A 22,938-nucleotide genomic window follows, 5' to 3' on the forward strand; every position below is an offset into this window, starting at 1 on the left:
GGCAGTCGATGCGATGATCGACCTGTTGTGCAGACGGCGCGCCCGCCTGCACCAGCCCCTGCAACCCCAGACGAGGAAGACCATGAGCTCAGAAACGACCTATTCCGACACCCGACTGCTGATCGCCGGAGAGTGGTGCGACGCTGCCAGCGGCAAGACGATCGATGTCGTCAATCCGGCCACCGGCAAGGTGATCGGCAAGGTTGCACATGCCGGAATCCCTGACCTCGACCGCGCGCTGGCCGCTGCGCAAAGCGGCTTCGAGGCCTGGCGCAAGATTCCCGCCAATGAACGCGCCGCAACGATGCGCAAGGCCGCTGCACTGGTGCGCGAACGCGCCGCCGCGATCGGCCGGCTGCTGACCCAGGAACAGGGCAAGCCGTTTGTCGAGGCCCGCGGCGAGGTGCTGGCCGCCGCCGACATCCTCGAGTGGTTTGCCGACGAAGGCCGCCGTGTTTACGGCCGCATCGTGCCGTCGCGCAACATCAATGCGCAGCAGCTGGTGATGAAGGAGCCGGTCGGCCCGGTCGCTGCGTTCACGCCGTGGAATTTCCCGGTCAACCAGATCGTCCGCAAGATCGGCGCCGCGCTCGGCAGCGGCTGCTCGTTCCTCGTCAAGGCGCCGGAAGAGACACCGGCGTCGCCGGCCGCCTTCCTGCAGTGTTTCATCGACGCCGGCGTGCCGGCTGGCACCGTCGGGCTGGTCTTCGGCGATCCGGCCGAGATTTCCGGCTACCTGATTCCGCACCCGGTGATCCGCAAGGTCACGTTCACCGGCTCGACGCCGGTCGGCAAGCAGCTCGCCGCACTCGCCGGCCAGCACATGAAGCGTTCGACGATGGAGCTCGGCGGCCACGCACCGGTGATCGTCGCCGAGGACGCCGATGTCGCGCTGGCGGTCAAGTGCGCCGGCGGCGCCAAATTCCGCAATGCCGGACAGGTCTGCATCTCGCCGACGCGTTTTCTCGTTCACAACAGCCTGCGCGAGGAATTTGCCGCGGCACTGGTCAAGCATGCGCAGGGCCTGAAGCTCGGTGACGGCCTGGCCGAAGGCACGACGCTCGGCCCGCTGGCCAACGAGCGCCGCCTCGCCGCGATGGCCAAGGTGATGGACGACGCGGTGAAGACCGGCGCGAAGATCGCGACCGGCGGCGAACGTGTCGGCAATTCCGGCAACTTCTTTGCGCCGACGGTGCTGACCGATGTCTCGCTCGACGCCGACATCTTCAACAACGAGCCGTTCGGCCCGGTCGCCGCGATCCGCGGCTTCGACACGCTCGACGAGGCGATCGCCGAATCGAACCGGCTGCCGTTCGGCCTGGCCGGTTATGCGTTCACGAAGTCGATCAAGAATGCGCACCAGCTGGCGCAACGGCTCGAAGTCGGCATGTTGTGGATCAACCAGCCGGCAGCACCGGTGGCCGAACTGCCGTTCGGCGGCGTCAAGGAGTCGGGTTATGGCTCCGAAGGCGGACCGGAGGCGATGGAAGCCTATGTCGTGACGAAACACGTTTCGGTAATGGCCGCCTGACCGAAGCAGCCTGTCGATGGACGCGGCGAGCGCCGAAGCCGAGCGCAAGGCCCGGCTGACCGGCTTGTTGTGGGGCTTGCTCGCCGCGTCGATCTGGGCCGTTTATACGGTGGTCGCGCGGCTCGGCGTGAAAGCCGGGCTGAGCCCGGGTGACCTGACGCTGCTGCGTTTTGCGCCCGGCGCGCTGTTGATGGCGCCGCTGATCTGGCGCTGGGGCTGGCGCGACCTGGCCGGCATCGGCTGGCGGCGCGGCATGATCCTGACGCTGCTCGCCGGCCCCGGTTTCAGCCTGTTGTTCATGACCGGCTTCACGTTTGCGCCGCTGGCCCACGGCGCGGTGATTGCGCCGGCCTGCCAGCTGCTGGTCGGCATCGGCGTGTCGGCGCTGATTGCGCACCAGGGGCTGACGCGCGACAACACGATCGGGGCCGCCTTCGTCGTCCTCGGCCTGATTTTCATGGGTGGCGACAGCCTGCTGCACGGTGAGGGCGGGCTGACGCTGCTCGGCGACCTGTTGTTTGCCGCCGCCGGCTGCTGCTGGGGGCTGTTCGGCGCGCTGTCGCGGCGCTGGCAGGTCGACCCGCTGCGCGTCACGTCGGTGGTCGTCGTGCTGGCGTTCCTGTTGTTCGTGCCGTTCTTTTTTGCGTTGTCCGACCTCGGCCGCCTGGCCAGCGCCGGCGTGCCGATGCTGGTGCTGCAGGTGTTTGCGCAGGGCCTCGGCGCCGGGCTGGTTGCGGTGCTGGCGTTCAGCCGCGCCGTCGCCTACCTCGGGTCGGCGCGCGCCGCATTTTTCGGCGCGATGGTGCCGGGCGCCGCATCGCTGCTGGCGATTCCGGTGCTCGGCGAGGTGCCGGGCACGCTGCAGATCCTCGGCATCGCCGCGGTGGTCTCGGGGCTGCTGATCGCGTTCGGCGCGGTGCGCATGCTGCTGCTGCGTGCGCAGCAGGCCTGACCGGGGCCCGCTCAGCTCGCTTGCTGCTGCGGCTGCGCCAGCTGGCGCAGCGCCTGCTCGATCACCTCCGGCGGCTGCCCACCCTGGATCAGGTGGCGGTCGTTGATGATCATCGACGGCACCGCACTGATGCCGAGTTGCTGCCAGTGGCGCTCGAGCGCGCGCACCTCGTTCGCATACTCATCCGACTCGAGAATCTGCCGCGCGCGCTCGACATCGAGGCCGACCTCGCCGGCCAGTCGCAGCAGCACATCGGTCGCACCGGGGTTTTCGGCATCGCCGTGGTAGGCCTTCAGCAGCGCATGTTTCAGCTCGCGCTGCTTGCCTTCGAGGCCGGCCCAGTGCAGCATGCGGTGCGCATCGAAGGTATTCCAGACCCATGGCCGCTCGCCGAAGCTGAAGCCGACTTCTGCGCCACGCTGGCGGATCGCCTCGCGGTTCTGCGCCACCCGTTCCGGCGTCGAGCCATATTTCTCGACCAGATAGGCGACCGTTTCGCGGCCTTCCGGCGCCAATGTCGGATTCAGCTCGAACGGCTGGAAATGCAGTTCGACATCGACATCGTCGCCGAGCCGGCGCAACGCGGCTTCCAGCGAATACAGGCCGACCGCGCACCATGGGCAGGCGACGTCGGAGACAAAATCGATCTTCATCTGGCTATCCCATTGGGTGGATGTCGAATGATCGTAACAGCCGCACCGTTCGGCTGCAGTGCTCGCCGACTGCTGGCGGGGCCATGGCAGACTGTGGCCACGACGCCGCTCGGCGGCTTTCCTCAAGCCAGCATCCCGCACCGTGTACCAGCCCGTGAACCCGACCCTCGCCCCGCATCGGCGCCGATATGCACGCTGGCTGCCAGCGATCGCGCTGCTGGCCGCGAGCGGTCTGCCGGCGCCTGCGGCGGCGCAGCCCGACCGTGCCGCGTCGGCGGCGGCAACGGCTGCGGCCAGCGTCGACGTGGCCCGCCTCGACACGGTCTGGCTGCAGCCGGAGCGCGAGGCGCCGGCCGTCGTCGTCGCGCGCAACGAAGCGAAACTGGCCGCCGAGGCGTCCGGCGTGCTGTTGCGCTGGACGGCCGATGTCGGCGCGCAGGTCGACAAGGGTGATCTGCTCGCGCAGATCGACCCGCGTGATGCCGAACTTGCGCTGCAACGGGCCCGCGCCGCATTGCAGGCGGCCAGTGCCAGGCTCGAGTTGGCGCAGGCGCAATTGAGCCGCGCCCGCGAGCTGGTCGCACAGGGATTTTTTTCGCAGGAGGCGCTCGCGCAGCGAGAAACCGAGGTCGCGCTGCTGCGCAGCGAACGCAGCAGCCAGCAGGCGCAGCTCGCGCTGGCGCAGCGCCAGCTCGACAAGACCAGCCTGCGCGCGCCGTTTGCCGGCACGATCCGGCAGCGCCTCGCGCAGACCGGCGAGACGGTCGCGCCGGGCAGCGTGCTGTTTGTTCTGACCGAAACCGGCGCCGCCGAGGTCGAGGCCACGCTGAGCCCGGCCGACGCCGCCGGCCTGCGCCGCGCCGAGGAACCACGCTTCGAGTCGCCAGCCGGCAGTTTTGCGCTGCAGCTGCTGCGCATCAGCCCGCTGCTCAGTGCGCCGGCACGCACCCGCACCGCGCGACTGGTTTTCCGTGACGCCGATGGCGCCCCGGCGCCCGGCAGCAGCGGCAGCCTGCGCTGGATCGAGCGGCAACCCCATCTGCCGCCGGACCTGCTGGTGCGCCGTGCCGGCCAGCTCGGTGTCTATGTCGAGGAGCGCAGCGGCGGCATCACCGTGGCGCGTTTTGTCGCGCTGCCCGGTGCGCAGGAAGGACGCGCCAGTGCGGTGCCCGACACACTCGGCCCGACTACCCGCATCGTCGTGCGTGGCCAGGCCGGGCTGCGCGACGGCCAGCCGATCAGCTCACAGCCACGCTGAAGGCAGCCGATGCAGTTTCTGCGCGCGCTGATCAACAACCATCCGCTGGCCAACATCGGCTTCGTCGTCGTGCTGCTGCTCGGCCTGTTCAGCTACCTGACGATGCCGCGCGAGCAGGATCCGGAAATCAATTTCAACTGGGTCAGCATCACGACGGTGCTGCCCGGCGCCAGCGCCGAGGAGGTCGAGCGGCTGGTCACCAATCCGCTCGAGGATGCGATCAAGGGCGTCGCCGATGTGCGCTTCGTGATCTCGACCTCGCGCGAGAACATCGCCAGCATGCTGGTGCGTTTCCGCGAGATCAGCGAACGCAGCTTCGACAAGCGGATGGCCGACCTGCGGCGCGAGATCCAGAACAAGGCGGCGAGCGAACTGCCCGCCACTGCGAAGGAACCGGTGATCCTCGAGATCACGACCAGCAACGGCTTTCCGACCGCCTCGCTGATGCTGCTCGGCCAGGCCGACGACGAAACGCTGCGCATCAATGCGCGCCGCATCAAGGACGATCTGGAACGGATGGCCGGCGTCGACCAGGTTTATGCGTCGGGGCTGCGCGAACCGGAAATCCTGATCAGCCCCGATTCGCAGGCGCTGGCCGCACGCGGCCTGCTCGCCACCGATGTCGCCGACAGCGTCGCCGCCTGGTGGCGCGACACCTCCGGCGGCAGCCTGCGCACGCAGGGTGGCAGCTGGTCGATCAGCGTCAAGGGCATCGCCACCGATCCGTCGCAACTGGTCGACCTGCCGGTGTTTTCGTCGACGCGGCCCGGCCTGTCCGCGAGGCTCGGCGACGTCGCGCGGATCGAGCGCGCACGGGCCCCGGCATCGCAATATGCGGCGACCGACGGCCGGCTCGCCGTGTCGCTCGCGGTGACGAAAAAATCCGGCACCAACACGCTCGAACTGGTCGACCGGCTGAAAACCTACATCGACGAGCAGAACCTCACGCTGGCGCGCTCCGGCCTCGACCTCGTGCTCAGCGACGACCAGACGGTGCCGACCCGCGATGCGATCGGCGTGATGCAGACCAATGCGCTGGTCGGCATCACGATGGTGCTGGCGGTGTGCTGGCTGTTTCTCGGCTGGCGGATCGGCCTGCTGGTGTCGCTGGGCATTCCGTTTTCGCTGTTCGGCGCGTTTGCCGTGCTCAATGCGCTCGGCCACACCGTCAATGTCTCGGTGTTGCTCGGCGTCGTGATTGCGCTGGGCATGCTGGTCGACGATGCGGTCGTCGTCGTCGAGGCGATCTTCTACCGCATGCAGCGCGGCCAGCAGGCGCTGGCTGCCAGCCTCGATGCGATCGCCGAGGTCTGGAAGCCGGTGCTCGCATCGGTCGCGACGACGATGGCCGCTTTTCTGCCGCTGATGCTGCTGCCCGGCATCATGGGCAAGTTCATGTTCATCATCCCGTTTGTCGTCACGGTGGCGCTGCTGATCTCGCTGCTCGAGGCGTTCTGGATGATGCCGGTGCATGTCGGCGCGATCGGTGTGCGGTTTGACCCGAACTCGCGCGTGCAGGCCTGGCGGGCGCGTTTCAACCGCGGCATCCGGCTGCGTTACGGCCAGGCGCTGGCCTATGTGCTGCGGCGGCCGAAACGCTTTGCGGTGGTCGGCGCGGCGGCGGTCGCCGCGGCGGTTGCGCTGCTCGCAACCGGCGTGATCCGGGTGCAGTTTTTTTCGTTCGACCCGATCCGCGCGTTCTACGTCAATGTCGACATGCCACCGACCGCGGCGCTCGAAGATACGTTGGCGGCAACGCAATTGGTCGAGCAGGCGGTGCGCGGCCAGTTGCGCGGCGTCGGCCCGGCTGGCGAGGCACGTGCGGTGACCAGCACCGCCGGCCTGAAGTTCACCGAAACCGAACCGGTCTACGGCGAGCTTTATGGCCAGGTGTTCGTTTCGCTGAACCCGCGCAGCGACGATTCACGCACCGTCAGCGAGGTTGTCGAGCAGATGCGCAACACGATCGAGAACCTGCCCGGCCCGGGGCGCAAGAGTTTTACCGTGTTGTCGGGCGGCCCGCCGGCCGGCAAGGCGATCAGCGTGAAAGTGCGTGGCGACGATTTCGAGCGCATCCAGCGCGCCGCCGATGCGCTGAAACAGATCACCGCAACGATCCCGGGCGCAAAGGACGTGCAGGACGACAACCTGCCCGGCCGGATGCAGTTCGAGTTGCGGCTCGACCGCGATGCGGTGCGTGATGCCGGCCTGCATCCGGCGCAGGTGGCGCGGCTGGTGCGGCTGGCGGTTGATGGCGAGGTGGTCGCCTTCACCCGCGACGAAGGCGACAAGATCGAGCTGCGGATCCGCTCCGACGAGGCGCTGCGCGGCGCCGGCGACCTGCGCGCCGACCCGGCCGCGCTGCTCGCCGAACCGATTGCCTTGCCGAACGGCCAGACGACCCGGCTCGGCGCGCTGGTCGAAGCCGAAGTGCAGCCGGGCCGCGGCTTCATCCGCCACTACAACCTGCGCCGCACCGTCACCGTCGAAGCCAATCTCGACAAGGAGGTCACCGATACCAAGGCGGCCAACGACATCATCAAGGCCGGCTGGGAAAGGATCCGCGCCGAGCATCCGGGCATCGACCTCGATTTTTCCGGCGAACTCGAGGACATCGAGGAGAGCCTGGACGCGATGCAGAGCCTGTTCATGCTCGGTGTCGGGCTGATCTACCTGATCCTCGCGGCGCAGTTCAGGAGCTATTTCCAGCCGATGATGATCCTGGTCACGGTGCCATCGGCCTTCACCGGCGTCGCCTTCGGACTGGCGATCTCGAACAACCCGTTGTCGCTGTATACGCTGTATGGCGTGATCGCGCTGACCGGCATCGCTGTCAATTCGGCGATCGTGCTGATCGATGCGGCAAACGACCGCATGCAGCGCGGCATGAGCACGATCCACGCGATCATCCAGGCTGCGCGGCGTCGCGTCGTGCCGATCCTGATCACGACGACGACGACGATCGGCGGGCTGTTTTCGCTCGCCTTCGGGCTCGGCGGCCACAGCCTGTTGTGGGGGCCGGTGGCGGCCAGTATTGTCTGGGGTCTGGCATTCTCGACGCTGCTGACGCTGTTTGTTGTGCCATTGCTGTATCTCGCATTCATGCGCGGCCACGACCACGCGGGGACGCGCCGACGCTGGTGGCAGCGCCGGCGGATCCTGCCCGCTTGAAGCCGCTCGCGATGCTGGAACTGCGCGCGCCGGGACGACACAAACATCGTTACTGACAAAACCAGAACCAACAAGACATGATCGAACGACACATCGATATCCCGACTGCCGATGGCGGGATGAACAGCTTCGTGGTCCATCCGGAGGAAGACGGACCTTTCCCGGTCGTCCTCTTCTACATGGATGCACCGGGCAAACGGGAGGAACTGCACGACATGGCGCGGCGCATCGCCGCCGTCGGCTATTACGTCGTATTGCCGAATCTGTACTACCGGCGATCGCGCGACTACCAGCTGGAGGAGCGCACCGAGACCGCATTGGCCGCGATGTATGAGCACATGGACTCGCTCGACGTGACGACCACCGAATGCGACACGCTGGCGATGCTGGCGTTCGTCGACGGCGAGCCGGAAGCCGACGAATCGCGGATCGGCGCAGTCGGTTATTGCATGAGCGGCCCGTTCGTGATGTGGGCCGCTGCCGCCTTTCCTGACCGCTTGCGCTGCATTGCGTCGATCCACGGCGCACGCATGGTCACCGACCAGACCGACTCGCCGCACCTGGCGGCACCGAAGATCCGCTGCGAAAGTTATTTCGCCTGCGCCGAATTCGACAAATGGGCATCGAAGGCGGACGTCATGAAACTGCAGTCCGCACTCGAGGTCGCCGGCACGCCGCACCGCGTCGAGTGGTATGCCGGCGCCGAGCACGGCTTCGTTTTCCCGCAACGCAACGGCGTCTACAAGCGTGATGCCGCCGAACGGCACTGGGAGCGGTTGTTCAGCCTGTTCGACCGCAACCTGCGGCAGCTGCGCTGAGCCGCAACGAGGCATCACGATGACACCGCCCGAAGATTCGGTCACCCGCGCGCGGCAGCTGGTCGACGCCGCGCGGCGCATCGTCGTGCTGACCGGTGCCGGCATCTCGACCGAATCGGGGATTCCGGATTTCCGCGGGCCGAAAGGTGTCTGGACAAAAAATCCAGCAGCCGAGAAACAGTCGACGCTGCAGAACTACCTGGCCGATGGCGAGGTGCGGCGCGCTGCCTGGCAAAGCCGCATCAACCATCCGGCCTGGCATGCCGGGCCGAACAGCGGCCACCGCGCGGTATTCGAGCTCGAGCGCCGCGGCCTGCTGCACGGCCTGATCACGCAGAATATCGACGGCCTGCACCAGCTGGCCGGCCATGCCGAGAACCGCGTCGTCGAGGTCCATGGCACGATGCGCCGGGTGATGTGCTGGGGCTGCGGCAAGCGGCTGCCGATGCCCGAGGTGCTGCAGCGGGTCCGCGCCGGCGAGGCCGATCCACATTGCCTGGAGTGCGGCGGCATCCTGAAAAGCGACACGATCTCGTTCGGCCAGGCGCTGGTGCCGGAGGTGATCGAACGGGCGATGGCGCTGGCCGCCGAAGCCGATCTGCTGCTGGCGATCGGCACGACGCTGCAGGTTTATCCGGTGGCGTCGGTGGTGCCGCTGGCCGGCGAGGCCGGTGCACGGATCATCATCGTCAACGACCAGCCGACGCCGATGGATGCGCTGGCCGACGTGTTGCTGCGCCAGCCGATCGGCGAGGTATTGCCACGGATCTGCGCCGGCTGAGCCGCACCAGCGGCGCCGCCGTCACTGGATCTGCCGGTAGATCGCCTCGCTGAGAGCCAGCAGGCTCTCGCGCGGCAACTCGCCGACCAACGCATAACCGGCGCCGTCTTCGACCCAGTAGAACATCCCGACATCGCCGTGTTGCTCATGGCGGAACGCCGCGTCAGTGCCCTGCTCCGGCTTGCGCAGATAGACGGTGACGCGCCGCTGCTGGCCGTCCTGGTACATCAGCTGCGCGCTCTTGCCGGGACCGTCGGGCAGCAAGCGGCCGCCGACCAGCTCGAAGCCTTGCTCGCGCAGGTCGAACAGCTTGACTGGCACGTCGATGCGCCGCGTCAACCAGCGCGCCAGATGTTCCTCCTGCGCCTTGACCTCGACCGCATGCCGCGGCTCGGCCACATAGACGCTGTGCGCCAGTGCAGCGCGCTGCGCCCAGCCATCGGCGCTGCCGGCGGCCAGGGCCTCGCGCAGTTCGGCCAGCCGCGCCTGCTGCTCGACCTGTTGCCACTGCCAGACGAAGCCGCCGCCGGCCGCCGCACCGACCAACAGCAGCCCTGCCGCAGCGGCAGCGGCAAGCCAGCGGCGCTGCGTCCCGTCGCCCCGCCAGACCGCCGCACGCAGGCGGCGCGGCACCGGTCGGCCCGCGAGCCTGGCGCCGAGCGCTGCGATCGCCGCACGGTCGGCTGCCCATTGCTTCACCCGCTCGGCATCGTCCGGATGCCGTTGCAGCCAGGCGTCGACACGCTCGCGATCCGGCCCGTCGAGTTCGCCGTCGACCCAGGCGCTGAGTTGTTGATCGGAAATCCGGTCGTCTTCCATCATCAGACCACCCGCCGCAGCGCGGGTGCGGTGCCAGCCGTGGCCGGTCCCCGACGACCCTCGCCGGCCAGAAAGGCGCGCAACAGCACACGAGCCCGGTGCACCCGCGACAGCACCGTGCCGACTGGCAGGTTCAGCACCTGCGCCGCTTCGGCATAACTCAACTGCTCCATGCAGACCAGCAGCAACGGCTCGCACATGTCGGCTGGCAGCGATGCCAGCGCGCTCTGCAGATCGAGTCGCAGGCCGGGGTCCGGCGCTTCGCGGTGCGTTCCGGTGTCGTCGTCATCAACGCCATCGGCTGGGCGCGATCGCAAGCGGCTCTCGCGGCGCATCGCATCCATGAAGGCATTGTGGGCGATCGCCAGCAGCCAGACGACGATGTCGCGTTGCGGATCGAATTGTTGCCAGTGCAGCAGCGCCCGTTCGAGCGACTGCTGCACCAGGTCGTCGCAGGCATCGTCGTCGTGCTCGAGCGAGCGCGCATAACGGCGCAGCCGCGGCATCGCGTCGAGCAGGCGGCGGCGAAAGGCGGCTGGCGCGTGCATCAGGCAGCCGGGTCCGGACCTATCGGACCCGCCAGATGCCGCACGCCGGCCGCATCACCACCAGCTCACTGCACCGCGATCTGGCCGCGGATCTCGCCGGCCGGGAAAGTCGTGCTGTGGACGTTGAAGTAGGTCCTGCCGGCGAGGAAATCGGTGACGTTCTGTGCCGTCAGGCTCGCCGCTGCCGGGCTGGTGAACCGGCCGGTATTGGCATTCAGCGTCATCACGTCGGCCGGCCCGCTGACACCGCTTGCGCCGGTGTGGATGTGGGCGACGGTCGGGCTCGCGACGGTGTGCGTGGCATAGGCAATGATGACCTGCCGGGTGTTCGAGTCGAACACGATCGTGCCGCGGCCGCTCGCTGCCGTCGTCACCGGCGGCACCTCCTGCGCGCCGGTCAGCGTGGCCAACCCGGCGCTCAGGTTCGCGCGCTGGTTCAGCTGGCCACGGATCTCCCCGCCCGGATGCGCTGCGGTGTGGATATTCATGTACAGCTCGCCGGCGACCAATGCGGCATATTGCGCATCGGTCAGCACCGTATTCGCCGGCACCGTCAGCGTGCGGCCGTCGGAAGCCAGCAGCAGGCCGATGATCACCGGGCCGTTGCCTGTCGGGTTGCCGGCCGGCGCCTGGTGGATGTGGTGGCCGCCGGCGCTCGGCGTCAGCCCGGTGATCGTCGCGCCACCGGTGATTTCCTTCGTTGTCGGGTTGACGACGATCGCACCGCGGCCGGTCGCCGTGGTCGTGACCGGCGGATTTTCACTGGCGCCGGACAAGGTCGCCGAGCGGACGACGGTGGTGCAGGTGATCGTGACATTGCTGATGTTGCTCAGCACGACGGTGCCGAAGGCATTCGTCACATTGCAGTTCTGAGCGCCGTCGGCTGTGACGAGATACGAGGATCCGGTACTGAGACGGGTCGGAAACGTGAACGAACCGGGACTCGACAAGGTGACGTTGTTGCCGCCATTGAGCGAGACGACGACCGGACCGACCGAACCAGCCAGCGTGCCGCTGACCGTATAGGTATCCGGGCTGCCGTCGCCACCACATGAGGCGAGGCCGATCACCGCCACCGATGCCAGCAGACGGGCCCACTTCGAACGCAGATTCATCACGATCTCCAGTTGGTTCACGAGAACGGTATACGTCGGCAACGGCCGGAATATTGCATTGCAGGCGACTTTTCGGAAGGTGACGACTTTGACTTAGGTCTTCCGTTATGCGCGATAGGCGTCCATGATGGCGCGAACCGGGCGCTTCTGTGCGTCGCAACAGGAAGGAGGTGCCATGCCCCGGCCAGCTGCCGCAGCCCGCCATCCGGCGCAGGCCTTGTCGCTGCACATCGGTGTCAACCGTGTCGATCCGGCCCACTATGCAGGCTGGGACGGCCCGCTCGAAGCCTGCGAATTCGACGCCGAGGACATGGCCGCACTGGCGCGTGACCAGCAGATGAAGCCGACGCTGCTGCTGACGAAGCAGGCCACGCGTGCGCGCGTGCTGGCTGCGATCCGGCGCGCGGCGCGTGCGCTGCAGGCCGGCGACCTGTTGCTGCTGACTTATGCCGGCCACGGCGGCCAGGTGCGCGATGTCGACGGCGACGAGGTCGATGGGCAGGACGAGACCTGGTGTTTGTTCGATGGCCAGCTGGTCGACGACGAGCTGTATTACGAACTGAGCCGCTTTGCCGCCGGCACCCGCATCGTCGTGGTGTCGGACAGCTGCCACAGCGGCACCGTCACCCGCGATGTGGTGCCCAGACCACCGCCACCGGGGCTGCGGCCGCGGCTGATGCCACCGGCGGTCGCGCGGCGCGTCTACGACCGCCACCAGGCTTTCTACGACAAGGTGCAGCAGCGGGTCGTCGAGCAGGCGAACAAGGCCCGCGTCGATCCCGATACCGCACTTGCGCAGGTCGGCGCCGCCGGCCATGCGACGCAGGTGGTCGGCCGCTTCCAGCCGGCGGTGCTGCTGATCGCCGGCTGCCAGGACAACCAGACCGCGATGGACGGCGAGCAGAACGGTGTCTTTACCGGCGAGTTGCTGCGGATCTGGAACCGCGGCGCGTTCGCGGGTGATTACCTGCGCCTGCATGCGCAGGTCCGCGCCGCGTTGCCGCCGAGCCAGTCGCCGAACCTGTTCACGCTCGGTGACGCACGCTCGTTGCTGGTCCAGCGCCCGTTTTCGATCTGACCGCTTCGGCTGAGGCAGCACGACAAGACAGGAGACTTCGATGGCAGACACCCCGACCAAGGTCGGCTTGCAGTTGACCGGCCGCGAGACCGAAGAGGAATTGCCCGCCATCCTGATGGGCGCAACGCGCGCGGCCGATGGCCGCGACGACGGGTTTCTGCCGGCCGGTTATCTGCAACGGGTGCGCTCCTTCGACGTCGGGCCGACCGCGCGCAGCAGCGTCGGTGGTACCAGCCAGCAGAGCCACGAAGCGGCGCCGGACGAGATCATCGTGCTCGAACTGGCCGACGGCAGCACGCTGATCACCAGTGCCGAGCGGCTGCGCGAGACGCTGCGTCGCACCCATCCGGAGATGCTCGATGGCGACACCATCCTGCTCGAGAAGCTGCGCAATGAAGGCGCGGCGGCCGGACGCGGACTCGGCGAGGCCGTCGGCGGCCTGATCAGCAAGGTCTTCACGCTGGCGGTCGGGGCCGCGCCCGATCTGATCATCGAAGCCGCGCTCGACAAATTGCAGGACAAGGCCGAACTCGGCGTCAGCTGGCTCGGCACCAAGGTGCTGATGGAGGCGATCGAAAGCCGCCTTGCCCACCAGCCCGGCCTCTACCACTGGATCGGCACCAGCGGCACCGAGGCCGATCTGCAGCCGGCCATGCTGGTCGGTGTCGACGACATGCCGCTGGTCGATCCGCAGAACCGCAAGATGCTGGTCTTCGTCCACGGCACCGGATCGAGCACGCTCGGCAGCTTCGGCGAACTGCGCACCGGCGACCGCGATCTGTGGGGCATGCTGGAGGCGCGATATCCCGGCGGCATCTTCGGCTTCGAGCATCGCACCTTGTCGGAGAGCCCGATCGAGAATGCGATCCAGCTCGTCAAGGCGCTGCCGCGTGGCGCCCATGTCTCGCTGGCCTCGCATTCGCGCGGCGGCCTGGTCGCCGACCTGCTGTGCCTCGGCAATTTCGATCCGCTGATCGATTCCTACTGTTATGGCTTCCCGCGCACCGGCGACGCCGATGCCGATGAATCGGCGCGCGTGCTGGCCGAACTCGAAGCCGCCCATGCCGAGCAGCGCAAGCAGTTGCGCCGGCTGGCCCGGTTGCTGCGCGAGCGGCGCATCGTCGTCGACCGTTATGTGCGAACCGCCGGACCGGCCAACGGCACGCTGCTGGCCAGCGGCAATTTCGATGTCTTCCTGTCGGGGATGTTGACGCTGATCGGTGCGGTGCCGTTTTTCTTCGGCAATCCGCTGTATTCGGCATTCAAGCGCGTGGTCGTCGAGGTCGCGAAGAACAGAACCAATCCGCATCTGGTTCCGGGCATCGAGGCGATGCTGCCGGATTCGCCGATGGCGCGGCTGATGCGCGATGCGCCGCTGCGCGGCGAGATCAGCATGGCGGTGATCGCCGGCGACATCGAAGGCGGCAATCTGCTGAAGCGCCTCGGTGTGCTGCTGACCGATTTCCTGTTGTTCGACAAGGAGGACAACGACCTGGTCGTCAATACGCCGTCGATGCTCGCCGGCATTGCACCGAAGGCGAAATCGCGGGTGCTGTTCGACCGCGGCGCCGATGTCTCGCACTTCCGCTATTTCAGCAACATCGATACGCGCAGCGCATTGCGCGACTGGCTGGTGTCGCCGGAGCCCGATCAGCTGCCGGCCTTCCGCGAGCTGCCGAGCGGCGATGAATACGACGCTGCGCTGGCGAGTGCCGAACGCAGCCGCGCGGTGGGCGGCGACGACAAGCGCCCGATCGTCGTCGTGCTGCCCGGCGTGATGGGTTCGCATCTGCTGGCGAACCGCCACGACCGCGTCTGGTTCGATCCGCTCGACATCGCCACCGGCGGTCTCGAAAAGATCGCCTGGGGCCGACCGGGCGTCGAGGCCGACGAGCTGTTCGCGATGTCGTATGGCAAGGTCTGCGAATACCTGTCGAGCAGCCACCGCGTCGAGCGCTTTCCGTACGACTGGCGGCAGCCGATCGACGTACTCGCCGAGCGGCTCGGCGAATACCTCGACCAGCTGATGAAGAAGACCGACGCGCCGATCCGGCTGCTCGCCCACAGCATGGGCGGGCTGGTCGTTCGCGCCTGCATCTACAAGCGGCGCACCGTGATGGACGCGCTGATGGCGCGCGACGGCGCCCGGCTGGTGATGTGCGGCACGCCGAACCAGGGTGCGCATTCGATGGTTGCCAACCTGATCGGCAAGGGCGATACGCTGCGCACGCTGGTGCGGCTCGACCTGAAGCACGACATGCAGGGCGTGCTCGACATCGTCGCGAACTTCCGCGGCGCCTTGCAGCTGCTGCCGAAACCCGGCTTCATCGACACCTTCCAGGGCCAGCCGGACGGCGGCGGCTTCTACGACTACCAGGATGCCCGCAGCTGGACCGCGCTGCGCGCGAAGGTCAGCGATTTCTGGTTCGGCGACAAGAAGGCCGGCACACCAGGGCAGCAGGTGCTCGATGCCGGCAGCTGGCTGTGGCAGCAGGACGGCGCCGCCCGCCCGCAACTGCCGGCGGCCTACGAGCGCAACAGCATCTACGTCTTCGGTGTCGCACGCAATACGCCGTGCGGGCTGCACGAGCAGAGCGACGGCAAGGGAGGCTGGCGGGTCAAGCTGGTCGGCACGACCCGCGGCGACGGCACGGTGACCTGGGATTCGGGCCGCATCGGCGGCATCGGCCGCTATTACTACCAGCCGGCACAACACGGCGATCTGCTGTCGACGCCGGAACATTTTCCGGCGCTGACCGAGTTGCTGACCTCCGGCGAAACCTCGCTGCTGGGCATGCAGCCGCCGGCGACGCGCGCGATCGAGCAGCCACAACCGGTGGTCTACGATGCCGGCCCGCCGACCGCCGACGACCCCGACGCGATGCAGCGCAGCCTGCTCGGCGGCTCGCTGCGCAACCGCGTCGCCGCGCGGCCGCGGCGCCGGCTCGAGGTCGTCGTGAAGGCGATGGACCTGCGCTTCCTGAAGAGTCCGATCCTGGTCGGCCACTACGAGCAGGATCCGATCTCCGGCGCGGAGTCGCTGGTCGACCGCGAACTGCTCGCCGGCGACCTGACCGAGCGTCATACGCTCGGCCTGTACGCCGGCCCGCGCGGCACCGCGACCGTCGTGCTGCGGATACCGAACGAATTCGAGCGCGAACGCGGCAGCCTGACCGGCGCGATCGTCACCGGACTCGGCCGCTACGAAGGATCGCTGAGCCCGTCCGAACTGACCGGCGCGGTGCGCGCCGGCACGCTGCGCTACCTGCTGCAGATCATCGACGTGCTCGGCAAGGCCGATCGCGAGGTGCCGCTGGCAACGCTGCTGATCGGCTTCAATTCATCGGCGAACCTGACCGTCGGCGCATCGGTCGAGGCGATCATCAATGGCGTGATGGAAGCCAATGCGCGATTTTTCGAGACGACGCGGCTGAATATCCGGATCTCGCGGCTCGACATCATCGAGCTGTATGTCGACACCGCGATCACCGCGGTTTATGCGCTGCGCCAGCTGACCGAACGGCTGGCCTCGCAGGCCGAGCGGCACGGCGCGACGCTGGTGCCACGCGGCGAACTGGTGCGCGGCGAAGGCGCGCGCCAGCGCCTGTTCGACGACCGCAACTCGAGCTACTGGCCGCGGCTGCTGATCACCGATGCCGACCGCAACGAGGAGGACTGCCCGCCGGAAAGCCCGCATGGCGCAACCGGCCCGGCGCCGCGCAACGGACCGCGGTCCGATGTCACGCTGGTCGCCGACCGGCTGCGTTTTCTGTATGTCGGCCAGCGCGCCCGCGCCGAATCGGTGGTGCAGCAGCGCCAGCCCGGGCTGATCGAGGCGCTGGTCGCGCAGCAGATCCGCGATCCGAGATGGAACGAGGATTTCGGCCGCATGCTGTTCCAGTTGATGGTGCCGCATGATTTCAAGGATGCGGCGCGCCAGCTCGACCGGGTCGTGCTCGTCGTCGACAGCCAGACCGCCAATCTGCCATGGGAGTTGATGCTGGCGGACGACCCGTCGCGGCGCAGCGATCCGTCGCGCGGGCCGGAAGATTCGCGTCCGCTGTCGCTGCGTGCGGCGGTGGTGCGGCAGCTGTCGGCATCGCGTTATCGGCAGCAGGTCAGGCAGGCGATCGCGCGCACCGCGCTGGTCATCGGCAACCCATCGGTGAAGGGCTTTGGCCCGGCATTTCCGACCACCTCGGTCGTCACCTCGGCAGCCGGCGGCAGCGCATCGATGGTCGTTGCGACGGCCGACGATCCACCACCATTGCCCGGCGCCGAAGCCGAGGCGGTCGCGACCGCCGGCATCCTCGCCAGCATGGGTTATGCGGTCAAGTCGGTGATCGGCGCCGAGCAGTCGGCCAGCACGGTCTTCGCGATGCTGTACCAGCAACCGTGGCGCGTGCTGCACATCTCGGCGCATGGCGTGTTCAACCTGCGTCACGTCGACGGCCGCCAGCGCAGCGGCGTGCTGCTGTCCGACGGCCTGCTGATCACCGCCGCCGAAGTCGGCGCGATGGAACTGGTGCCGGACCTGGTATTCCTGAACTGCTGCCACCTCGGCCAGATCGACGGCGGCCGCAATGGCAACAAGCTGGCGGCCAGCGTCGCCAGCGAACTGATACAGATCGGCGTGCGCTGCGTGATCGTTGCCGGCTGGGCGGTCGACGACCGATCCGCCAAACTGTTCGGCCAGGTGTTCTATGAAGAGCTGCTGCTGCGCCGGCAGAGCTTCGGCGACGCGGTTTTCCACGCCAGGCTGCGCACCTGGGAAAACAATCCGACCGACATCACCTGGGGCGCATTCCAGGCCTATGGCGACCCCGGCTGGGTCGCCGAACCGCGGGCCGTCGAAGCGCACAGCGGCGGCCGTCGGCCGTTGTATGTATCGCCCGACGAACTGCTCGACGATCTGGCCCGGGCACGCGCCGAACTGTCGCGGCGCCGCGGCATGATGAGCGAACGCGAAACCCGCGCCCGCGCCGACGAAGTGACGGCGATGGTCAAGCAGCGCTGTCCGCCCGGCTGGTCGGGCCTGCCGCAGCTGCATTCGGCGCTCGGCGTGACCTGGCTCGAATTGAACCAGCTCGACAAGGCGCGGGAAAGCTTTCTCGCGGCGATCCGCGCCGAGGATGCGCAGGGCGTCGTGCCGATCCGCGACATCGAACGGCTGGCCAATGTCGAGGCCAGGCTCGGCGAGCGGCTGGCCGAAGAGGAGATCGCATCAGCGGTGGCACTCGGCCGGGTGTCGGTCGACCATGCGGAAGGATTGATCGACCTCGCATTGAAGCGGCTCGACGGACTCGATGCGCTGGTCAGCGCGTCGGCCGATCCAACGCAAGCGGCCTCGGCCAGCGCCGAAGTCAACTCGCTGCGCAGCGCGCTGCGCGGCAGCGCGTGGAAACGCAAGGCGAGCCTGCAGGCGCGCCGTCTGCTCAGCGGGCGGCTGTCTCATGCCGAGGCCGACGAGGCGCGCGCGGCAATGAACAATCATTTGCAGCAGTCGATCGAGGCCTACCGCAGTGCCGAAGGCAGCCCCGGCAGCAGCCGCTTCTTTCCGTACCTGGCACTGAACCGGCTGGCCCTCGATTCGCTGACCTCCTGGTCGAGTCCGGCCAGCAAGGACGCGGCAATCGCACTTGCCCAGCAATGCCGGCAGAACGCCGAACAGGGGTTTGCCGACGATCGTGGCCCATGGGGCGCGGTGATCCCGCCGGAATCGCTGCTGGTCGAGCATCTGATCAAGGGCAGCCTTGGACGCAACGACGATACCGGCCGGCTGGTCTTCGATTCGATCGTCAAGGCCTATGCCGACGCGACCAGCAACATCAGCGTCAAGCCGTCGGAAGTCGATTCGATCGTCAGCCACCTCGATCTGATCTCGCGATTCTGCGATGCCTTGTCGCTCGGCCCGGCCGGTGATCCGGCGATGGCAACGACGGCCGACCGGCTGATCGACCTGGCGCGTCGCGTCCAGCCTGGCCGGCCACCACGCAGTGACCGGCCGCCCGGCGCCGCAGCGCCGGAACACGCGGCGTATCGCGACAAACCTGCTGCAACGGCAACCGGCAGCGCCAAACCCGGACCACGCCGGCGCAAGACGAGCGCCGGCGCGGCGCAGCAGGGCACGAAGGCAGCGGCGTCAAAAGCGCCGGCCAAACCACGCAGCCGCAAGCCGGCTGCCAAACGCAACAAGTGATCACTGCGCAGCGGACGCCGGCCGCACAGTGGCGCGGTCAGGCGACGCTGCGCAGCAGGCGCGGCATGTGGCGCAGCAGCGTCATGGTCCGCGCCGCATAGCTGACATGCAACGCCGCCCACAAGCCGTGGTTGCCCCAGGGCTGCAGCAGCCACCAGCCGAGCAGGAACAGCACCAGCGACTGCAGCATCGCATTGCGCATCTCGGCCGAGCGGGTTGCGCCGATGAAGATGCCGTCGAGCTGGAAGCTGGCGACACCGGCCAGCGGCGCCAGGCCAGCCCACCACAGGTGTTCGCGGGCCGACTGGCGGACCGCCGGGTCGACGGTCAGCGCGTCGATCAGCGTCGGGCCGAGACCGATGAAGACGAGGCTTGCAAGCGCCGCCAGCACAAGCGCCCAGCCGCTGGTCAAGCGAACGACGGCGCCGAGTTGCCGCCGCCGACGCGCGCCGACCGCGCGGCCGACCAGCGCTTCGGTCGCGAATGCGATGCCATCGAGAAAATAGGCGGCGACGCTGACAAACTGCATCAGCACCGCATTGGCGGCCAGCAGCACGTCGCCCTGCCGCGCGCCCTGCGCCATGAACCAGACGAACACTGCCAGCAGCGCCAGCGTGCGGACCATGATGTCGCGGTTGACGGCCAACGCGCGCGCCAGCCCGGCCTTGTCGAGCAGGCCGGCGAGCGACCAGCCGGTCGAGCCGAGCCGGCGCCGGGCGATCGACAGGCCGACGCAGGCTGCGATCACGTCGGCGATCAGCGTGCCGGCTGCGACGCCTTCGACGCCCATCTCGAACTGCAGCACGAACAGCGCATCGAGCAGCATGTTGGTCAGGTTCAGCACCAGCTGCAGCAGCAGCGCAATGCGCGCCTGGCCGAGGCCGATGAACCAGCCGAGCAAGGCATAGTTGGCAAGCGTGGCCGGCGCGGCCCAGATCCGGATATCGAAATAGCTGCGCGCCAGCGCCTCGACCTTGTCGCTGCCGTCGAGCAACACAAAGGCGAGCTCGGCGATCGGCCACTGCAGGGCGATCAGCCCGGCACCAACCACGGCCGCGATCAGCAGCGCGCGACCGAGCGCGGCGCTTTGCTCGGCCTGGTCATCGGCACCGAGCGCCTGCGCGGTCAGCCCGGTCGTGCCCATGCGCAGAAAACCGAAGCCCCAGAACAGGAAACTGAAGACGACGGCGCCGAGCGCCACCGCGCCGAGATAGGCCGGGTCCGGCAGGCGGCCGATCACCGCGATGTCGACGACGCCGAGCAGCGGCGTCGAGACATTCGAGACGATGATCGGCAGCGCAATGCCGAGCACCGTGCGGTGGCTGACGGTGGCGCCGTCGTCGGGGGGTCGCATCTGGCTGAGAGGGTGGCGGCACGGGGGCCGGGTCGTCCGGCAGGCCCACGATGATGCCTGCCGGCGGCGAGCAGGCAGAATCCGCGGCAGTTTCGAACAATCCGAATGACCGTCCAGCACATCCCGCCGATCCAATGCCTGGTCACCTTCGAGGCGGTGGCCCGGCTGCGCAGCATCGGCCGTGCCGCCGACGAACTGTCGGTGACGCCGAGTGCGATCAGCCACCGGCTGCGCCAGCTCGAATCGCACGTCGGCATCAAGCTGTTCGGCCGCAACGATTTTTCGCTGACCGGCGACGGCGCCGCCTACCTGGCCCATGTGCGAACCGGGCTCGCGGCGCTGCAGCAGATGCCGCAACGCCGCGCGCCGGGCGGCCCGACGCGGCTGAAACTGGCGGTCACGCCGACCTTTGCACGGCAGTTCCTGATGCCGCGGCTCGAGCTGTTCCGCAACGACTGGCCCGATATCGAACTGGTGCTGCAGGTGTCGATCCCGCTGCTCGACGTCACCGCCGAAACCGCCGATATCGAGATCCGTTACGGCGCCGGCGGATATGCCGACATCGAGCACCGGCTGCTGCTCGCCGAGCAGGTGACGCCGGCGTGCAGCCCGGCCTATCTGAACGAATTCGGCCCGTTCGACGGTTTTGCCAGCGAGGCCGACATCCAGCGGGTGCGGCTGCTCAGAAGCCCGCTCGAGCCGTGGAGCACCTGGTTTGCCGCCTGCGGACTGACGCGGCCGGAGCCGCAGGCCGGCGGCCAGTTCAACGACCTCGGCCTGGTCTATGACGCGGCGGCCAGCGGCTTCGGCGTCGCACTGGTCAGGCTGCAGATGGCCGCGTCCTGGCTCGAGGCCGGCCGGCTGGTGCGGCTGTCGCCGCTGGCCACGCCATCGCCGATGGGCCACTACATCTGCTGGCAACCCGGCGCACTCGAACGCTGGGAATGTGCCGCCTTTGTCGACTGGCTGAAGCTCTGAGCCTCCGCGGAGCGCGCCGCCGTCGGGTTCCGGCCCCGGCCGACAAAATTTTCTCCCCCAGCCGGCAAAAAACGATCAACCTGTCGGTCGGCATCTTGCCCTAGAGTTGGACCCATCGGATCCACGCATCGGAACAGTGCCATGACCACGACGATCGACGCACCTCCTGCCGCCGCCACCGACCGCCGCGCCCGGTCGGCCGAGGTGGTTGCGGCGCTGGCGAAGCTGCTGCCGCGCCATGCCATCCTGTCGTCGCATGAGGAAACGACGCCTTATGAATGCGACGGCCTGACCGCCTACCGGCAACGCCCGCTCGCGGTCGCGCTGCCGGAGACCGAGGCGCAGGTGCAGGCGGTGCTGCGCAGCTGCCATGCGCTCGGCGTGCCGGTTGTCTCGCGCGGCGCCGGTACCGGCCTGTCCGGCGGCGCGATGCCGAATGCCGAAGGCGTCACCTTGTCGATGGCGAAATTCAGCAAGATTCTGCGCATCGACCCGGTCGGCCGCACCGCCACCGTGCAATGCGGCGTGCGCAACCTCGCGATCAGCGAGGCCGCCGCGCCCTACCATCTGTATTACGCACCCGATCCATCGAGCCAGATCGCCTGCACGATCGGCGGCAATGTCGCCGAGAACTCCGGCGGCGTGCACTGCCTGAAATACGGGCTGACGCTGCACAACGTGTTGCGGGTGCGTGGCTTCACCGCCGAGGGCGAGCCGGTCGAATTCGGCAGCGAGGCGCTCGATGCGGCCGGCCTCGACCTGCTGCCGCTGGTGATCGGCAGCGAAGGCATGCTGGCGGTGACGACGGAAGTGACCGTCAAGCTGCTGCCGAAGCCGCAACTGGCGCGCTGCATCATGGCCAGCTTCGACGACGTCCGCAACGCGGGTGATGCGGTTGCCGCGGTGATTGCCGCCGGCATCATCCCGGCCGGCCTCGAGATGCTCGACAAGCCGATGGCTGCGGCGGTCGAGGATTTTGTCCATGCCGGCTACGACCTCGATGCGGCGGCGATCCTGCTCTGCGAATCGGACGGCACGCCGGAGGAAGTCGAGGAGGAGATCGGCCGCATGACCGAGGTGCTGCGCGGCTGCGGCGCAACCGCGATTGCGGTCAGCCGCGACGAGGCCGAGCGGTTGAAGTTCTGGAGCGGCCGCAAGAACGCCTTCCCGGCGTCGGGCCGCATCAGCCCCGACTACATGTGCCTGGATTCGACGATCCCGCGCAAGCGGCTGGCCGACATCCTGCTCGCGATTCAGCAGATGGAGAAAAAGTACAACCTGCGCTGCTGCAACGTCTTCCACGCTGGCGACGGCAACCTGCATCCGCTGGTGCTGTTCGATGCCAACGATCCGGACGAATTGCACCGCTGCGAGCTGTTCGGCGCCGATATCCTCGAGACCAGCGTCGCGATGGGCGGCACGGTGACCGGCGAACACGGCGTCGGCATCGAGAAGATCAACAGCATGTGCGTGCAGTTCACCGCCGCCGAAAACGAGCAGATGTTCGGCGTCAAGCGCGCCTTCGACCCGGCCGGGCTGCTGAACCCGGGCAAGGTGATCCCGACGCTGCAGCGCTGCGCCGAATACGGCAAGGAGGTGGTCCGTGGCGGCCGCCTCGCCCATCCCGATCTGCCGAGGTTCTGACATGGCAAGACCGATCGAGACCAGCGGCTTTCAGCCCGA

At 68.0% G+C, this 22,938-nt stretch carries 15 protein-coding genes; 10 read left to right on the forward strand and 5 right to left on the reverse strand.

Translation table 11 applies throughout. From position 1 onward, the window contains the following. Nucleotides 1-82: 82 nt before the first annotated feature. Both ACNH6H_RS08210 and ACNH6H_RS08215 read left to right on the forward strand, forming a co-directional pair. Nucleotides 83-1,531, forward strand: coding sequence for an NAD-dependent succinate-semialdehyde dehydrogenase (locus ACNH6H_RS08210; protein ID WP_418317004.1), 1,449 nt, complete (start codon nt 83-85; stop codon nt 1,529-1,531). A gap of 16 nt (nt 1,532-1,547) precedes the next feature. Beyond that, nucleotides 1,548-2,483, forward strand: a complete 936-nt coding sequence (locus tag ACNH6H_RS08215) for a DMT family transporter (protein ID WP_418317005.1) — start codon at nt 1,548-1,550, stop codon at nt 2,481-2,483. An 11-nt stretch (nt 2,484-2,494) separates the two neighbouring features. Here the strand turns inward: ACNH6H_RS08215 and ACNH6H_RS08220 are convergent, their stop codons facing one another. Beyond that, nucleotides 2,495-3,136: a DsbA family oxidoreductase gene (locus tag ACNH6H_RS08220; protein ID WP_418317006.1), complete on the reverse strand. Its 642-nt coding sequence runs from the start codon at nt 3,134-3,136 to the stop codon at nt 2,495-2,497. Nucleotides 3,137-3,278: 142 nt separating this feature from the next. On the opposite strand from ACNH6H_RS08220, the gene ACNH6H_RS08225 reads away from it, so the two are divergent. The 4 genes from ACNH6H_RS08225 (at nt 3,279) to ACNH6H_RS08240 (ending at nt 9,164) form a co-directional block, all read left to right on the forward strand. After that, the gene (locus ACNH6H_RS08225) at nt 3,279-4,394 is read left to right on the forward strand and encodes an efflux RND transporter periplasmic adaptor subunit (protein WP_418317007.1); all 1,116 of its coding nucleotides are present in this window, start codon (nt 3,279-3,281) and stop codon (nt 4,392-4,394) included. Between the two features lie 9 nt (nt 4,395-4,403). After that, nucleotides 4,404-7,565: an efflux RND transporter permease subunit gene (locus ACNH6H_RS08230; protein WP_418317008.1), complete on the forward strand. Its 3,162-nt coding sequence runs from the start codon at nt 4,404-4,406 to the stop codon at nt 7,563-7,565. A 77-nt stretch (nt 7,566-7,642) separates the two neighbouring features. Beyond that, a complete protein-coding gene (locus tag ACNH6H_RS08235; RefSeq protein WP_418317009.1) occupies nt 7,643-8,383 on the forward strand; it encodes a dienelactone hydrolase family protein in 741 nt (246 codons plus the stop codon). Nucleotides 8,384-8,402: 19 nt separating this feature from the next. After that, the gene (locus ACNH6H_RS08240; protein WP_418317010.1) at nt 8,403-9,164 is read left to right on the forward strand and encodes an SIR2 family NAD-dependent protein deacylase; all 762 of its coding nucleotides are present in this window, start codon (nt 8,403-8,405) and stop codon (nt 9,162-9,164) included. A 21-nt stretch (nt 9,165-9,185) separates the two neighbouring features. Here ACNH6H_RS08240 and ACNH6H_RS08245 read toward each other — a convergent pair whose 3' ends face one another. The 3 genes from ACNH6H_RS08245 to ACNH6H_RS08255 all read right to left on the reverse strand — a co-directional run bounded on the left by ACNH6H_RS08245 (nt 9,186) and on the right by ACNH6H_RS08255 (nt 11,646). Continuing rightward, nucleotides 9,186-9,986 carry an anti-sigma factor family protein gene (locus tag ACNH6H_RS08245; RefSeq protein WP_418317011.1) on the reverse strand — a complete coding sequence of 267 codons (801 nt, stop codon included), beginning with the start codon at nt 9,984-9,986 and terminating at the stop codon, nt 9,186-9,188. Next, nucleotides 9,986-10,531: an RNA polymerase sigma factor gene (locus ACNH6H_RS08250; protein WP_418317012.1), complete on the reverse strand. Its 546-nt coding sequence runs from the start codon at nt 10,529-10,531 to the stop codon at nt 9,986-9,988. Before ACNH6H_RS08250 ends, ACNH6H_RS08245 begins: the two co-directional genes overlap by 1 nt. 65 nt (nt 10,532-10,596) lie before the next feature. Beyond that, nucleotides 10,597-11,646, reverse strand: coding sequence for a CHRD domain-containing protein (locus tag ACNH6H_RS08255; protein ID WP_418317013.1), 1,050 nt, complete (start codon nt 11,644-11,646; stop codon nt 10,597-10,599). Nucleotides 11,647-11,821: 175 nt separating this feature from the next. Here ACNH6H_RS08255 and ACNH6H_RS08260 point away from each other — a divergent pair, with 175 nt between their 5' ends. Further along, nucleotides 11,822-12,724, forward strand: coding sequence for a caspase family protein (locus ACNH6H_RS08260; protein ID WP_418317014.1), 903 nt, complete (start codon nt 11,822-11,824; stop codon nt 12,722-12,724). A 40-nt stretch (nt 12,725-12,764) separates the two neighbouring features. Beyond that, nucleotides 12,765-18,923 carry a CHAT domain-containing protein gene (locus tag ACNH6H_RS08265; protein WP_418317015.1) on the forward strand — a complete coding sequence of 2,053 codons (6,159 nt, stop codon included), beginning with the start codon at nt 12,765-12,767 and terminating at the stop codon, nt 18,921-18,923. 37 nt (nt 18,924-18,960) lie between these two features. On the opposite strand, the gene ACNH6H_RS08270 is transcribed toward ACNH6H_RS08265, so the two are convergent. After that, nucleotides 18,961-20,277 carry an MATE family efflux transporter gene (locus tag ACNH6H_RS08270; protein WP_418317016.1) on the reverse strand — a complete coding sequence of 439 codons (1,317 nt, stop codon included), beginning with the start codon at nt 20,275-20,277 and terminating at the stop codon, nt 18,961-18,963. A 105-nt stretch (nt 20,278-20,382) separates the two neighbouring features. Between ACNH6H_RS08270 and ACNH6H_RS08275 the strand changes: the two genes are divergently transcribed. Both ACNH6H_RS08275 and ACNH6H_RS08280 read left to right on the forward strand, forming a co-directional pair. Continuing rightward, a complete protein-coding gene (locus ACNH6H_RS08275; protein WP_418317017.1) occupies nt 20,383-21,255 on the forward strand; it encodes a LysR substrate-binding domain-containing protein in 873 nt (290 codons plus the stop codon). A 141-nt stretch (nt 21,256-21,396) separates the two neighbouring features. Continuing rightward, a complete protein-coding gene (locus tag ACNH6H_RS08280) occupies nt 21,397-22,899 on the forward strand; it encodes an FAD-linked oxidase C-terminal domain-containing protein (protein WP_418317018.1) in 1,503 nt (500 codons plus the stop codon). Nucleotides 22,900-22,938: the final 39 nt, after the last annotated feature.

The organism is Pseudideonella sakaiensis (assembly GCF_048320135.1).
Taxonomy (GTDB): domain Bacteria; phylum Pseudomonadota; class Gammaproteobacteria; order Burkholderiales; family Burkholderiaceae_C; genus Ideonella_A; species Ideonella_A sakaiensis_A.

Coding starts and splice junctions, on each gene's coding strand:
- ACNH6H_RS08270 (WP_418317016.1), bottom strand. CDS start 20,277: ATGCGACCCCCCGACGACGGCGCCACCGTCAGCCACCGCACGGTGCTC.
- ACNH6H_RS08230 (WP_418317008.1), top strand. CDS start 4,404: ATGCAGTTTCTGCGCGCGCTGATCAACAACCATCCGCTGGCCAACATC.
- ACNH6H_RS08220 (WP_418317006.1), bottom strand. CDS start 3,136: ATGAAGATCGATTTTGTCTCCGACGTCGCCTGCCCATGGTGCGCGGTC.
- ACNH6H_RS08260 (WP_418317014.1), top strand. CDS start 11,822: ATGCCCCGGCCAGCTGCCGCAGCCCGCCATCCGGCGCAGGCCTTGTCG.
- ACNH6H_RS08240 (WP_418317010.1), top strand. CDS start 8,403: ATGACACCGCCCGAAGATTCGGTCACCCGCGCGCGGCAGCTGGTCGAC.
- ACNH6H_RS08215 (WP_418317005.1), top strand. CDS start 1,548: ATGGACGCGGCGAGCGCCGAAGCCGAGCGCAAGGCCCGGCTGACCGGC.
- ACNH6H_RS08265 (WP_418317015.1), top strand. CDS start 12,765: ATGGCAGACACCCCGACCAAGGTCGGCTTGCAGTTGACCGGCCGCGAG.
- ACNH6H_RS08250 (WP_418317012.1), bottom strand. CDS start 10,531: ATGCACGCGCCAGCCGCCTTTCGCCGCCGCCTGCTCGACGCGATGCCG.
- ACNH6H_RS08255 (WP_418317013.1), bottom strand. CDS start 11,646: ATGAATCTGCGTTCGAAGTGGGCCCGTCTGCTGGCATCGGTGGCGGTG.
- ACNH6H_RS08280 (WP_418317018.1), top strand. CDS start 21,397: ATGACCACGACGATCGACGCACCTCCTGCCGCCGCCACCGACCGCCGC.
- ACNH6H_RS08235 (WP_418317009.1), top strand. CDS start 7,643: ATGATCGAACGACACATCGATATCCCGACTGCCGATGGCGGGATGAAC.
- ACNH6H_RS08275 (WP_418317017.1), top strand. CDS start 20,383: ATGACCGTCCAGCACATCCCGCCGATCCAATGCCTGGTCACCTTCGAG.
- ACNH6H_RS08245 (WP_418317011.1), bottom strand. CDS start 9,986: ATGATGGAAGACGACCGGATTTCCGATCAACAACTCAGCGCCTGGGTC.
- ACNH6H_RS08210 (WP_418317004.1), top strand. CDS start 83: ATGAGCTCAGAAACGACCTATTCCGACACCCGACTGCTGATCGCCGGA.